The 15,150-nt window shown below is 36.6% G+C and carries 9 protein-coding genes and 1 other annotated feature; of the genes, 2 read left to right on the top strand and 7 right to left on the bottom strand.

From position 1 onward, the window contains the following. Positions 1–909: 909 nt before the first annotated feature. Positions 910–3,138: an ATP-binding protein gene (locus FTV30_RS13650; protein WP_180001775.1), complete on the top strand. Its 2,229-nt coding sequence runs from the start codon at positions 910–912 to the stop codon at positions 3,136–3,138. Between the two features lie 123 nt (positions 3,139–3,261). On the opposite strand, the gene FTV30_RS13645 is transcribed toward FTV30_RS13650, so the two are convergent. The 5 genes from FTV30_RS13645 to FTV30_RS13625 are packed head-to-tail and all read right to left on the bottom strand — an operon-like array spanning position 3,262 to position 13,056. Further along, positions 3,262–5,022, bottom strand: a complete 1,761-nt coding sequence (locus FTV30_RS13645; RefSeq protein ID WP_180001774.1) for a UvrD-helicase domain-containing protein — start codon at positions 5,020–5,022, stop codon at positions 3,262–3,264. A 4-nt stretch (positions 5,023–5,026) separates the two neighbouring features. Continuing rightward, entirely contained in the window at positions 5,027–6,958 is a 1,932-nt protein-coding gene (locus FTV30_RS16535; protein ID WP_180001773.1) for an AAA family ATPase, read from the bottom strand. 27 nt (positions 6,959–6,985) lie between these two features. Beyond that, a complete protein-coding gene (locus FTV30_RS13635) occupies positions 6,986–10,426 on the bottom strand; it encodes a DEAD/DEAH box helicase family protein (protein ID WP_180001772.1) in 3,441 nt (1,146 codons plus the stop codon). A 30-nt stretch (positions 10,427–10,456) separates the two neighbouring features. Then, positions 10,457–11,578 carry a restriction endonuclease subunit S gene (locus tag FTV30_RS13630; protein WP_180001771.1) on the bottom strand — a complete coding sequence of 374 codons (1,122 nt, stop codon included), beginning with the start codon at positions 11,576–11,578 and terminating at the stop codon, positions 10,457–10,459. Further along, positions 11,575–13,056, bottom strand: a complete 1,482-nt coding sequence (locus FTV30_RS13625) for a class I SAM-dependent DNA methyltransferase (RefSeq protein ID WP_180001770.1) — start codon at positions 13,054–13,056, stop codon at positions 11,575–11,577. Before FTV30_RS13625 ends, FTV30_RS13630 begins: the two co-directional genes overlap by 4 nt. 163 nt (positions 13,057–13,219) lie before the next feature. Between FTV30_RS13625 and FTV30_RS13620 the strand changes: the two genes are divergently transcribed. Continuing rightward, positions 13,220–13,762, top strand: coding sequence for a hypothetical protein (locus FTV30_RS13620; RefSeq protein ID WP_180001769.1), 543 nt, complete (start codon positions 13,220–13,222; stop codon positions 13,760–13,762). A 3-nt stretch (positions 13,763–13,765) separates the two neighbouring features. On the opposite strand, the gene FTV30_RS13615 is transcribed toward FTV30_RS13620, so the two are convergent. Both FTV30_RS13615 and FTV30_RS13610 read right to left on the bottom strand, forming a co-directional pair. Continuing rightward, positions 13,766–13,972, bottom strand: a complete 207-nt coding sequence (locus FTV30_RS13615; protein WP_005401581.1) for a helix-turn-helix domain-containing protein — start codon at positions 13,970–13,972, stop codon at positions 13,766–13,768. A 237-nt stretch (positions 13,973–14,209) separates the two neighbouring features. After that, a partial coding sequence (locus FTV30_RS13610) for an IS3 family transposase (protein WP_180001768.1) occupies positions 14,210–15,150 on the bottom strand: 941 nt, incomplete at its 5' end. Beyond that, positions 15,038–15,150: a sequence feature (AL1L pseudoknot), on the bottom strand. This feature is flagged as partial in the annotation. Its footprint overlaps the gene before it by 113 nt.

The following is a 15,150-nucleotide window of genomic DNA, read 5'->3' as shown; positions in this document are numbered from 1 at the left end:
CCCCCCTAAATTCATGCTAAAAAAAATGTAAGGTTGAGATGAAGAAAAGCCTGGAACTGATGGGGTTTGATCAAAAAAAGTATTACATTTTTTTTGACACGATTTCCTAAGCTAGCCTACGATTTCATGCTAAAAAAAATGTAATAGTTTTTAAGTTTCCGTCCTCACTTCAAGAGATTTGTATTGCTAGGTGTTACATTTTTTTTGACACGATTCCCTTAGGCACCCCCCCTAAATTCATGCTAAAAAAAATGTAAGGTTGAGATGAAGAAAAGCCTGGAACTGATGGGGTTTGATCAAAAAAAGTATTACATTTTTTTTGACACGATTTCCTAAGCTAGCCTACGATTTCATGCTAAAAAAAATGTAATAGTTTTTAAGTTTCCGTCCTCACTTCAAGAGATTTGTATTGCTAGGTGTTACATTTTTTTTGACACGATTCCCTTAGGCACCCCCCTAAATTCATGCTAAAAAAAATGTAAGGTTGAGATGAAGAAAAGCCTGGAACTGATGGGGTTTGATCAAAAAAAGTATTACATTTTTTTTGACACGATTTCCTAAGCTAGCCTACGATTTCATGCTAAAAAAAATGTAATAGTTTTTAAGTTTCCGTCCTCACTTCAAGAGATTTGTATTGCTAGGTGTTACATTTTTTTTGACACGATTCCCTTAGGCACTCCCCCTAAATTCATGCTAAAAAATGTAAGGTTTGTTGGCTTAGTAATTGGTTATCTCAAGCATTAGTCCCTAAATCTATTAAATTTTTTGATACTATCTTCTAAGATTATCCAATAATGCATGTGGCAAAATGTATTACTAGGTTTGAAAAAAATCATTGGGTACTTTAATAAGATAAAAGGGTAGATTGCCCTAAGCAATATTGAATAATCCTTCTGGGGATAACGTTAAATGAATGACTTGCATGAATTGAATGGCTTAAAAAATATTTATCTCTATGATTCATACTTACCAAATAATTCTACAAAAATTGAATTAGGGGAAGGCAACTCTAATTTAACGGGTGCAAATGGTGCGGGAAAAACTTCTACCTTAAATTTAATACCAATATTTTATGGGGCACGTCCTGATCGACTAATCGATCGCTCTGCAAATAAACTTAATTTTACAGATTATTATCTCCCTCATACGCGTAGCATGATTGTTTTTGAATACAACACACCGATCGGGGTATGTTGTGTAGTTTTTTACCGTAATCAGGATAAACAATGTTATCGTTTTGTCCAGGGCAATGCGTCTGAAACAATTTTTTCAAAATCTTCTAGAGAATTTCATAAGGAACACCAAACTGTAAAAAGCCTGTTGCAAGAAATTGAAATGGGCGGCTATTTTGTTAGTAAACAAATCGACAATAGCCTAGATTACATAGCAGTTCTAACTAACGATAAAAAACGTCTGAATCGTGATTTCAAACTGAGGGATCTTGCTTCTATTTTCTCTCTTAGTGGTAAAGGCCATGAATTAAAGCATATCGGGGCATCCACCCAGATCACCTTGAATAAAACCAACCTGTTAGATAACTTCAAGCTTATGTTGGTTGATGCCTTTTTAGAAAATGAGCAAATGATGAATCAACGCTCAAATACGCTGAATTCTTCCAGCCTTATTTCGGATATTCAGACATTGCGGGAATTCGATAAGGAAAAGCCAAAACTACAACTGGGGATCGAGCAACGACGTGCCTTAATGCAGACTTACTCTTTACTGGAGGCTTATCGAGGTCAGGCAATCCAAAAACTAGAGATTAATAATACGACAATCGCACAGCTTCGTTATCAGAGAAGCCAAGCTATTGAGCATGCCAGAGCTGAATTAAAGGTGATTGAAAATGAGATTATTTCGAATAGCTCAAATGAGTCACGTGCAAAAGGTGAGTTGGAAGGCTTACAACATGCTTTAGCTTCTATAGAGGAAAACGAGCAGAAATATAAAAATGCTGATATTCTGAAAAAACAGGAAGAATTCAATAATCTTGCCAAATACAAGCAGGAAGCTGAAGATGCCCGTCGTTATGTGGATGAATTAGAGAAGAACCTGAAAGAAATTGTCCATAAATTTGAAAAACTTAAAAATAATGCCTTGGAAGAAAAAGACCGAGATTTAGCTGCTATTCATGAACGTAAGAATGAGGTTTCTAACTTACTACACAATTTGCAACAGGATAGGTCTCATGCTGTAGATCAACTGGCTTTGGCTGAAAAGAATGAGCTGAATGCTTTCGAGCAGAGTAAACTGGAAGAACGCAAAATTTATGAAGATGAGGTTGATCATTGCAATAATTTGATTGCTGAAGCAGTAAACCATAAACAGGAAGAACAACAGCAAATTGAAGAGTACCAGCTGAATCTTCAAGCACTCCAAAAGACCATGCGGGACAAGGAGCAACAACTCAATGCGGCGAACACTCATTTATTGCGCCTAAAAAGTGAGAATGCTCGAGCCAATACAGATTTTGATACCGCTAAACGCCATTTAGATAAATCCACGCAAACAGAACATCAGTTAAGAGATATTCTGTATCAGAAAAATACATTACTAAGCTTTCTAAAACAGTGTCCTGACGACACTTGGAAACACAATATTGCCAAACTAATAAATCCAAAATTATTTTTGCATACCGGGTTGAAGCCTTACTGGGATGCAGAACAGCAAAACGGAACTGGTGGCTTTTATGGCCTGCATCTTGATATTTCTAAGCTGGAGCTTCCAGTTGAAGCGGAATCACTCAATGAATTAGAGCAACGCCTAGCACAGGCGATTAACATTCTGCAAGATGCCAAAGAGAAATACAGTAGCAGTGAAAAGGCAGTGGCTGCATCTGCCAAAGCAGTTCAGGACTTTGACCTGAATCTCATCAAGCTGCAGAATGAACTGCGTCAATCTCGAGAAACATTTGATAGTACCCAGCGTATATTTGAGCAGTACAAGCAAACAATCCAGATTAATGTGGCAGAGCGGAGAATATTAGCTGAGGGACAACGTGATCAGGCTCGTCAGCGATTAAATCTATTTGTATATATCATCAATAGTAGTCCACTAATTCCATTTAAGAGTAGTCCACTAGTTCCGCTTAAAAGTAGCCAATTAGATACACTCAAAAAATTGTATCCTAAGATTTAACATTTTGAACTAAGCTAGTACATATTCCTATACAAACGGACCCTAAGTATCACGAGTATGAACAATGATTCTTATTTAACTTGGACACTTTAACTTGCTAAAAACATATCTTAGATTTCAGAACTAACAACTCAATACTTCAAATCCCAAACTTTCTAATTCTATTTTTTCCTTAGGTTTTAAATTTTTAACGCACCACACTAAAATGTACTTTGGTCTTGATGAGGCAACATAAGCAAATCTTGCTGCTTCAGATGTTTTATCTTTTATCCAATGAGACCAATGTGTGCCTGTTCCACTCCGTGTAGGATTTGAAATCAGCATGGTAGCCTCATGTGTTTCACCTTTAACACCATGGATAGTTGATTTTCTGAATTTGATATCCAATGCATGATTTTTGCGATGATAGGTAGATATGCAATTACTTGCTTTACCACTTGGAGATTGAATTTTAAGGTTAGATTTTTTTAATGCTTCATAAATTTCAGTAAGAACAAATTCTTGTTCATGTAAATTGATGATTACAGCATTAAGTTTTTTGCACCAATCTGTCCATGGACTAGTTTCTAGTTTTAGACCATTACTCAATAAGTACTGAATAGAGTTATAAAGAAATAATCTCCACTCTAATTCAGATTCTATAATTTGAGGGCAATTGTAATCGCTTGACTTAGTTTCTAGCTGAACTTTATTTTTAATATACTTTGAAAATTCAATCAAAGATTGATTAATTGCTGTATAGCTTGTTTCATCAAAGTTTAAAAGAGAACTCAGTAAAAACTCTGATGAAAGCTTTGGTGTATTATCTATAATTGATAATTGATTTAAAGTCTGATGACCTCTAGCCACTAAAACGCGATTGCTATACTGTTTTGTTAATTCATGAAAATGCGGAATAACCTCACTAGGTGAATCTTGATACTGAAGTACAAAGCATGATTGTTTGGTTGATGTGAAATCTGCTTCGATTGAACCTGATTTCATAATATTTGTAGCAATATTGACAATTTTCTGACAACTTCTAAAGTTCTTTGTTAATTGAATTTCTCGAAAACCGTTTTTAGAGATAAAATTAATAATTTCATTAGGATCAACATCTCTAAATTCATATATAGCCTGATTTAGATCCCCAACAAAATGTAATTTTGTGCCATTCAGCATCATTGCTCTTAAGATATTTAATTGTTCAAATGATAGGTCTTGGCATTCATCAACTATAATTAGTGGAAATCTTTTTGATAAGTTAGAGGCGTAAATTTTAGTATTTTGAAATTGAGTGAGAATAGCCTCTGCTAAATATTCAATGTCTTTATGTGTTAAAAAACCTGCATTAAGACATTGATTTTTCGCTTTATAAATATCATTGATTTGCCATTGCTCAAAATTCATAGCATTGAGAGATCTATTTCGTATTTGATCTGGCGTATGAAATTTTAATTTACTTGTTCTGCCATCAATTTCTACCTGATGCCCTGAAATTTTTTGATGGCCGTGCTTATACTGTGTCAAAAAAAATAACTGTGAATCATAGTTCACTACTTTAAATGAATAATCCCCATTCTCGCCTTTATATTTAGAAATATCTTTAGAAAGTGGATTAACAATATTTTTTATAATAAAGCTATCAAATGTTCCTATAAAATGGGGATAGGTTGATTGTCCTTTTATTTTCTCTTTAATTCTATGCTCAATTTCTTTTGCAGCGCTTTTAGTAAAAGATAGAACAGCTATCCCGCTAGGAAAATTTGCCCAACTCTCAATTGAAGTGGCTACACGTTGAGCAATGGTTTCAGTTTTTCCACTGCCAGGACACGCATTTAAAAAAACATTCTCTGTAATTTTTGCACGTTCAATATAGTCTAGTTGTTCATCAGTATATTTCATCTAGTTATGCCTCAATAGAAGATTTGTCTACTGAACAAGCCCAAAGAATCGCATCTTCGAGATATTGAGGTACTTGAAGTTTAATTTCCTCTGATGAAATCTTATCTGCTAAAACTTGTGCGAAATATCCTTTCCCAATATTTTTATCATCAACTCTTTTTAATATTTCAAAGGCATGATTTGCTTTTTGTTCAGAAGTAATTTCCGAGTAATCATCATCTATTATTACTTGTAAGCCATTTTTCACATCGCCTGTTTTTGATGGCCATAATTCGATAAGAACTTTAGCCATTTCTTTTGCATTATTACTTTCCATTGCAAGGTCATATTCTAACGTCTTAAATTTTGCAACAAATAGCCGTGCAAAGTCAGAAGTATTAATGCTATCTACCAATTTCAGAGCATGATTTTTTCCTTCTAATATATTGTCTTCATGTGGTTTATAATCTATTTTTATTTTTTTCTCTGGTTTATCTTTAGACTCAGTGTCTGTAGATGTATCCTCTTCATAGTAAAATTGATCAGGGTCTAAATCAGTAATACCTGCGCAACGGATTGGAACATTTAAGCCCACTTGATCTTCTTGGACATCTGGCACACCTGTAATATTACAATACAGGCGCATAAAATGATTAAAATATATACCATTAAGGTTGATTACTGAAACCCCATAGTCTTCTATATTATTAATCTCTTTACCTTTTAATACTGTCTTAGCTAGCTCTGGAATGATCATTTGTTCAGCTATACCTTCAACTAGGATCACTCCGCTCGCAAAAAGTAAGTTGGATTTTGTGATATCCAACCAGCGATTAAGGAAACTCAAGTTATTATCAGCTAAACCACATTCAGCTAAAGGTGTTGCAGTCGGATTATCATTCTTAGTTAAATGTATAATCTTATCTAAATGCACACTTGAGGCTAAAACTGTAGAGTGAGTCGTAACAATAACTTGTACTTTATGTTCATTTGCTACTTTTTCAAGATGATCTAATAAACGAACCTGTAATTGAGGATGTAAATGCGCTTCAGGTTCCTCAATCAGTAAAAGTCTATATAGTGATTCTTCTTTAGTTAAAGTAAGTTCTGCAAGAATAGAAGCAATATACAATAAGTTGTTATATCCAAGACTGTTTTGGCATAAGTCTCTAAACTGATCTGCTTCAGCAGTTGTTATTTTAGGAAAGAATATTAATCTTAAATTTTCAACAATTTTAGAAAATTCATTTTCAACAAATTGTATATGTGTTGATTGACTAAAATTCTGCCCGATAGCTTCTAGTAAGTGATCTGCAATCAATTTATTTGCTTTTTTAATGCTAGAGTCGGTATCGTCGATAAGAGATTGATTAAATTCTTTAAACTTCTTTTCTAACGGGTGTTGCTCTTCAGCTTTTTTACATTTCTTAATCTGATCGGCTTCAATAAACTTTAATAGTTTCGATAAACGAGATTGTCGTCCATTTACGAGTTTTGATTCCGCATCTCGTAAGGGCGGTAAATAAATACAATGAATTTTGTCAAATAGCTCAACATCAAATTGTGATGATTTAGAATTCCCACCCCAAAAACTTTTTTTAAAGCGTCCACGTAATTCCTTATTTAAAACCTCTAAATTTAAAATTACGTTATTTGTAGCATCACTCCACTGTAGAAATGCTATAGGTTCAGGGCCCTCTAAATTATCAAATTCGACTTTTATTATGAATGAATCAGAAGCTATCGACTTTTCTTTAAAAGGTTTATTAAAGTCATCTGAAGAAACACTGTATGACCCTGACTCAGTATCGATAAAGAGCTGACGAAAGGAGTTAATAATACTTGTTTTACCTGCTCCATTTTCTCCAACAATTACGTTTAGTCCTTTTCTAAAGTTGATTTCAAAACATTCTGAAAAACAACGATACCCCTGTACTGATAATTTTTTAATATACACAGCTATACCTATTTAATTACTTAAAACTTATGCCACCGCATCATTAAACGCTTCAACAACCTCAAATATGTTGTCAGCATCTGCATTACCAAACACACCATCAATCCCTTCATAGTGGATCTGATTAAACGGTGGTTCATAAAGTTGTGCCGCATCCAGCACACCGTTTTGAGTCAAATGATCAATCATCATTTCAATAAAACGAATCTGTTTATCGTTATAGGTTGTACCTTGCAAGTATTTAGAAAATGCTTGTTGTACTGCTTGGCGATCTAAACCAACCAATGAGCGGATGAACATTGGCAATGATTGATCTGTACCAAAACATTCTTCAAATTTATCTCGGCTTTCTACTTCTTGCGCTTCAAAAACAAAGCGTTCTAACTCACTTAGATCGGTCGGTGTCAGTGCTAAACCACGCTTTAACTTTGCGATGGTAATATGATTTTCATTCGCTTTGATGAAACTTTCTACTCGCTTACGGTACTGGGCTAGATTTACGCCACTTGATACCACTGGAATATCGACTGCTTGCATCTCTCCAATTTCATCATCAAGCATGGAATAAACAATCGTTGAGGTTGATTTTTCAATCAGTTTAACTAGACCACGGATACGTTTACGCATCGCCTCAAGCATTGGCAAGGTAATGCCTTTCCAATATTCCACGGTTTGAATGTCTTGGATTAGCGCAATCTGTTCTGCAACAACAGGAATATTTTCTTTGCTTTCCAGTTTAGAAGCAATTTCAATCACTCTATTGGCATAACTCTGAATCGCTGTATTGTTCTTTTCCAATACCGCCAGCTCAAGGTTGTAGCAAAGCATATCAAACAGTTTAGCTTCTAAAGTTTCAGGCTCAAGCTGATTTGGCAGTTTAGAGATGTGTTCTCGTAATGTACCAATGGCAAGGTCATCTAAGTTATTCCAAGCATCATCCTTTTTAAAATGTTCAACATGCTCAAGCTCAGATTTCACGATGAAATTATCATTGTTCATCGACTTCACCTCAGTCAGTAGACTTTGACGTATATCTTGCTGTACAGCTTTCAGCTCTTCGGTGGCATCGTCTTTAGCATTGAGCAGACTTAAGAGATTTAAACGTGCTTTAAATAGGCGTTGCCCGAGTGGTTCTGTGGTAGATACAGGCGCACCATCTGGGTTTTCATTGAAGTATTCAAAGTTAGAGCAATAATCGAAGATAAAGAATTCTTTTTTATCATCTTCAGGGCTAAACAGTTCTTTGCAGAGTCGTGTACCACGCCCAATCATCTGCATAAACTTCACTTTAGAGCGCACTGCTTTAAAGAACACAAGATTGACCACTTCAGGCACATCAATCCCTGTATCCAGCATATCCACTGAAATCGCAATTTGCGGTTCAGGTAAGTCTTTCTTGCTGAAGTCATCAATTAAGCTTTGTGGATACTTAGTGGCATGGGTAATGACACGGGCAAACTTGCCATCATATTGCGGATAATTTTCATTGAAGCGATCCGCAATAAACTGTGCATGTTTTTGATTGACCGCAAAGATAATGGTTTTACCCAAACGATCTCCACCTTCAGTTTTAATACCATTTTCCATCAAGTGTTTAAGCATTAAATCAATCGTGCCTGTATTAAACAGCTCTTTATTGATTTTGGATGCTGAAACTTCTTCGGGAGCTTCTTCATCTCCCCAATTTAGACTATCCCAATGTTGTTTTTCGGCTTCAGAGAGTTCGTCATATTTCACGCCTTCACGCATAAATTTCAATGGCACTGAAAATGCTTTCGGTGGTACGAGATAACCATCAGCAATGGCTTGATCAAGATCATAGTAATCGGTTGGTACACCACTTTCTAAGCCAAACAGTGCGTAGGTATCACGATCGACTTCATCTCGTGGCGTTGCGGTTAAACCCACCAGCAGACTGTCGAAGTATTTAAAAATTTCACCAAACTTTTGATAGACGCTGCGGTGTGCTTCATCGACAATAATCAGGTCAAACATGCCTGTACCGAATTTACGTGTGCCATCGGCATTCATTTCATCAATCAAACCCATCATGGTTTGATAGGTCGAGAAATACACTCGACCAACTTGATTTTTATCCTCAAGTAAATTGACGAATGAAGCATCTTTTAAATTGGCTTTAAAGGCATTGTGCGCCTGATTGACCAAAGATGTACGATCAGCAAGGAATAACGCCTTTTGTACCACATTTGCTTTCATTAGCACATCGACCAGTGCAATGGCAGTACGTGTTTTACCTGTGCCTGTTGCCATAATCAGTAAGCCTGCACGTTCTTTACGTTGATAGGCTGCAAGCATGGCTTTGATGGCACGAGTTTGGTAGTAACGCTCGACAATGTCCGCATTGATCGGGAAGCTACTTAAATCAGGGTTGTTCTTCCGTCTTTCGATCAGACGTTTGAGTTCTGCCTGCGTATAAAAGCCGTGAACTAAGCGTGGTGGACCACCTTGCACATCGTTCCAAATTCGGGTTTTGTAACCATTGGTATAGAATATGACAGGCCGTTGTCCTGTTTGTTGCTCTAAACAGTCTGCATAGAGCTTGGCTTGTTGTTGTCCAATATCAGGGTCAGTTGATGTACGTTTAGCCTCAACAACAGCTAAAGGCAAGCCATTGGCATCATACAGCACATAATCCACTGCACCTTTACCCGATGGGCTCGGCATACCTGTTACAGCAACTTCCTCTCGAACCGATGTACCGATTTCCCAGCCTGCTTCTTCAAGCATGAGGTCAATTTTAAGTTTTCGGGTTTCGTCTTCTTTATAGTCGGTATGGTCTTCGATTTTGCTATTGGCAATTTTGGCTTGTTCAACGTCTGCACGTTTTTGTGCAAGTTCAGCATCTATGTTGGCTAATAGTTTTTCACGGTCTTCTAAGTTTGCAGATTGTTCGAACAGGCGTTGTTCTAATTCACGTAGGGCTTTGTGTTGTTCTGCAAACTGTTTTTCTTTGGCTTCGGTTTCTTTCTGTAGTTGTTCTTGGTTGGCTGTGACTTGCTCTGTGTTGTCTACGTTTGGTATGAGTTTCGGGTTAAAAATAATGGTTTGTGAGCGGTCTTTAGACGGTGAGCCATAGTTGCGTTCAAACCAAACATACATCAAAAATAAGTGGCTGATGTGTTTTACGGTTTCTTCAGTGGTGAGTTGTTTGAACTTTTTCCCATGTACGGCACTGTTGCCGACCATGCGGATATTGTCCATTTTGTCCCAAATATAAGGAGGAACTAGGTCTTTAAATTTGAGGTCGTTGAGTAAGTTATGTAGTGAAGCGTCATAAGGTTGAGTGAGTTTTTTATCGTATTGATACAGCCACAGCACAAGGTTTTCAAGTGAGTTACGTGCCGCAGCAAGAGCAAATTGGGGGGATATATACACAAGCTTTTCGGCTTCTTTAGCCGTAGCTGCCAAGCTTTTAAATTCAGGTTCTAAAAACGAGAAATTGCTCATGTATATATTCCCTCATATTTTAATTAAGTGTTATAAAGTGCCGTTAAATGCTTGGTTTTGTAGTGATGAAAATAAGTCATTAATCTTAGATAATTTTTTTTCCATTAAAGATCTTTGTAAAATAATCTTTTGTTTTAAAATGGAAAACTCATTTTGCATTTCTATTGGTGGTAATTCTACTGGAAGATCTTTGATAATTCCCATATTTAACCCCGACATAATTGCTCCTTTAGCTCTTGAATCTAAATAATTCCGAGCTGTTGGATGAAGCAAGAAGTAGGAATGTAAAAATTCAGGGTTACATTTATTTTGATCTAAAGTAATACAGCATAAGTGTTTTGTATTAATTGCCTTCGGAATATCATCGGGTACAACTGCACATTTCCCACAAGTGCCCATAATCGTAATGATTACATCTTTGGGCTTCACGGTATAACGCTTCAAGTCTTTATATTTTTCTTCAGTAATAAATCTAGGTTTAGCCCAATTAAAGCTATTTTGAACCGCATTATCAATTCCAAGTACATGAATTCCTTCTTCAACGAATTCACTATGTAGAAGTTGACTACCAAATGGGCCTGTTCTCATAGATTTATCATTTTCCAATAAATTAGAAACCTTAAATTCAGGATAGTTTTTTTGATGGAATTTACTTATAAACTCGGCCTGTAAAAGCTGATCTAACTTTTTAATCGCTAGCTGACGTTTTTGGCGTAGCTCATCCGCTTGATCTAAAATAGCAGCAATTCGGCGTTGTTCTGCAAGTGGTGGAAGTGGGATTTCAATTTTTGCAATATCTTTTGCATAAACATGCGGTTGAGCCGCTCCAGCCTGTAAAGAATATAGATAATCTTGCTTAAACTTCAAAAAATAATAAACATAATTGATATCAGCTGACTCATTAATGACTTCAACAGTTGAGCAATCTGAAGCAAAAATAGGAACTTGCCAAAAATTAACGTATCCTGCACTTGCCCCTGATGCGCTTACTGTAATTGTATTTGCATCACGATTAGCTTCATTATGTGAAATTGTAGAAGTCTTACCACCTGCAACTACAGGTATTTTTCCTGCTTTAACCTGATTCTTAGTGATTGTTGAACCTCTGCGTATTAAGCAAACTTGATCCAATCTCGTTTTAAAAAAACTCACTTAAGCATCTCCTTAAGCGTAGCCATTCCTTTTAAAATATCCTGTTCAAGGACTTCTAAATCCGCCAAAATTTTACTTGGTGCTTCATATTCCAGTTGCTCATACACCACTTCCTTATAACGGTTAATCGAAAGATCATAACCATTGGCAGCAATATCAGCTTTATCAACCAAGAAACTTTGCTCAGTCGCTTTACGGTCTTTTTCACCCTCTAAATTTTTAAAACGCGCAATGATGTCAGGAATGTTGTTATTTTCATGCTTAGACGCATCAAGTTCATTACGCTTATCATCCAACGAATAACCATCTGCCTGCATGTCATAGAACCAAACTTTATCCGTACCGCCAGACATGGTTTTGGTGAAAATCATAATGGCTGTAGACACCCCAGCATAAGGCTTAAACACACCAGACGGCATGGAAATAATTGCTTCAAGTTTTTGCTCTTCCACAATCTTTTGACGCAAATCTTTATGCGCTTTAGATGAACCAAATAACACACCATCAGGCACAATCACCGCAGCACGACCACCTGTTTTTAACAACCGTAAGAACAAGGCTAAAAACAGTAATTCAGTCTTTTTAGTTTTAACAATCGCTTGAAGGTTTTTAGCACAACTTTCATTATCCAAACTGCCTGCAAATGGCGGATTGGCTAAAATCAAACTGTATTTTTCGGCAATATGTGAATGCGCTTCACTTAAAGAATCACGGTTTTCAATACTTGGATTTTCTACACCGTGCAGCATCATGTTCATTGAACCAATACGAAGCATAGTGCTGTCAAAGTCATAACCAAAGAAAGTGTCGGAGCTAAAGCGTTTTGCTGCTTCAGGATTAGCAAAAATTTCAGTAGAGTAATGATCGTTTAAGTATTCACTTGCCGCCACAAGGAAGCCTGCTGTACCACATGCAGGATCACAAATGGTATCTGTTGGCTTCGGTTGCATCAGCTCCACAATCATCTTAATGATATGACGAGGGGTTCGGAACTGTCCGTTTTGACCTGCTGATGCAATTTTACCGAGCATATATTCGTAAATATCGCCCTTGGTGTCTTTATCATCCATTGGCACATCGGCAACCAAATCCACCACTTTGGTAAGTAGCGCAGGCGTAGGAATGGTAAAACGAGCATCTTTCATGTGATGACTATAGGTGGTTTCATCTTCTGCACCTAAGTTTTTAATGAAAGGAAAAACTTCATTGGCAACCGTGTTATATAAAGTTGCAGCATCACCCAAAGTCACAAACTTCGACCAACGAAGATGATCTTGTTCAGGCGTAAAAATTGGATGTTCTACAGCAGTTTTTAAGCGGTTAGCTTTCTTTTCTTTGGTGATCTGAATTTCATCGAGTCGGCGAATAAACAGCAAATAGGTCATTTGCTCCATGACTTCTAAAGGATTGGAAATACCGCCACTCCTAAATGCATTCCAAATCTGGTCAATTTTGCTTTTAATTTCGCCTGTAATCACGCTGATGACTCTCAAATTTCTTTGAGGGTATTGTCTTAAAATTTAGTTAAAAAAGCGAATAGATCTGATCGGGAAACGACATAATTTGTCTCCTATATTCACAGATGCAAGAAATTCATCTAGATTAGAAATTAAATAAACTATTCGCTAAAGAGGAAGGAGCATGAAAAGTGAGGAATATAAACGCAACAAAGACAAATTTCAGAAAATTTTGAGAACTGTAAGTGAAATATCCAAATCAGAACTAGCTCCATTTTTGGATCATAAAAAATTCTTACATTCCACGCTATTTCATCAAATAGCAGTCTTTGCTGCGATGCATTATAAAGAACACAGTGATAGCACGCTTATTATGCAAGTTTTGGATTTCACAAAATTGAAAGGGACCGAATATCTAAAAGCAGTAAGATGGTTTGAATACAGAACTGGTACATGCTTTTTTATCGAAGATAACAAATTAAAGAAGAGTAAAAGTAATACTCTTTTAGACGAGAATTATCAAATGTTTGGGGAGTTTCTAAAAACTTACAAAGGGCCATTACCTGAAATTAAATCACAAAAAGCAGAGATCGAAGAAGACTATATAGAAAAATACAAAAAATACTCTAAAGAACCTCGTGACGAATTTGACTTGATAGAGAACACGTCTATGAAAATTGGTGGTCGGACTGTATTTGGAGGATATGGTACTGGAAAAAAACGCTAAAAATTAGGGCAATAATTCTTTCATGTCTACTTCTAGTGCGGTGGCGATTTCATACAGCTTTTCAACAGTAAGGTTTACTTCGCCACGCTCAATGCGACCGATATAACTGCGGTCAATACCACACTGTAACGCTAAAGCTTCTTGTGTGATTTTTTTCTCTTTTCTTTTTTTGCGTATTAATTGACCAATCTCAATAGATAATTCTAACATTTAAAATAAATTGTTCAAAAAATAGAAATATCACTAATTGAGGATTAAATATCCACGGACTATAATCCTCATTTTTAATAAAAGATTAAAAGACTGAACATGAAGAGACCTGTACATTTGCCGTTGTATCACGAATTCTTAGAATTATTCGATAACTATGAAATTCAAAATTGGGAAGCCAAAAAATTTTGGGAAAAATGAACCGTACCGGGTTTGTCGGAGACTTTTTTATTTAAGTTAGGCCACCTGACCTAACGGGTTAATCTTATCATAGTACATTGCTTCAAACTCAAAAGGCGATACATAACCCAGTGCACTGTGTACACGCTTTTTATTGAACCAATCTACCCAGTTTAGTGTCGCAAGTTGTACATCTGCTAAACCTTGCCAATCTGCTTTTAAATATTCAATCACCTCTGTTTTGTATAAGCCATTCACCGTTTCAGCCAAAGCATTATCGTATGAATCACCAGTTGTACCGACTGATGCTCGTAAATTTGCTGCTTCTAAACGATTGGTATAGCGAATCGAAAGATATTGCACACCCCTGTCGGAATGATGAATCACATTCTTTGGCATGCCTCGATCGTGCAATGCTTGCTCAAGTGCATCGAGCACCATATCTGTATTCATCCGTGTAGATACTTTCCATCCAACAATTGCTCGTGAGAACACATCAATAATAAATGCGGTGTAGACCCAGCCAGAATTGGTTTGAATATAGGTAAAGTCACTGACCCATAATTGGTCAGGTCGATCAGCACTAAAATTACGTTTCACTAAATCATCTGCTCGTTTTTGGTCATCTCGGCTACGGGTGGTCTGTTTATTCTTACCACGCCAAACACCTTGTATACCTAGCTTCTGCATCAATCGAGCAACTGTACAACGTGCAATCACATAGCCTTCACGTTTCAGTTTTTGCCAGACCTTACGCACACCGTATCGACCTGAACTTTCTTTCCAAATTCGTTTAATTTGTTCAGCATGATGCTCATCATGTAGATCTCGTTTCGCTCGATGTTCTGGATTTTCGCAGAGATCTAGAGTCCGGTAATAGGTTGAAGCTGTGATCGGTAAAATCCTACAAATCGCATCAACACCATATAAGTCTTTATTGTTATGGATGAAATCCACCATTATTTGTGTGGGCGGTCGAGCTCCGCCTGGGCGAAAAA

Source organism: Acinetobacter sp. YH12255, from assembly GCF_013417355.1.
Taxonomy (GTDB): Bacteria; Pseudomonadota; Gammaproteobacteria; order Pseudomonadales; family Moraxellaceae; genus Acinetobacter; species Acinetobacter pseudolwoffii.
The sequence above is the reverse complement of the archived record's forward strand: the minus strand, read 5'-3'. Positions and strand labels throughout refer to the sequence as shown.

Excerpts from the sequence above, each read along its gene's own strand:
- FTV30_RS13650 (WP_180001775.1), top strand. The coding sequence starts at position 910 with ATGAATGACTTGCATGAATTGAATGGCTTAAAAAATATTTATCTCTAT.
- FTV30_RS13645 (WP_180001774.1), bottom strand. The coding sequence starts at position 5,022 with ATGAAATATACTGATGAACAACTAGACTATATTGAACGTGCAAAAATT.
- FTV30_RS13635 (WP_180001772.1), bottom strand. The coding sequence starts at position 10,426 with ATGAGCAATTTCTCGTTTTTAGAACCTGAATTTAAAAGCTTGGCAGCT.
- FTV30_RS13620 (WP_180001769.1), top strand. The coding sequence starts at position 13,220 with ATGAAAAGTGAGGAATATAAACGCAACAAAGACAAATTTCAGAAAATT.
- FTV30_RS13615 (WP_005401581.1), bottom strand. The coding sequence starts at position 13,972 with ATGTTAGAATTATCTATTGAGATTGGTCAATTAATACGCAAAAAAAGA.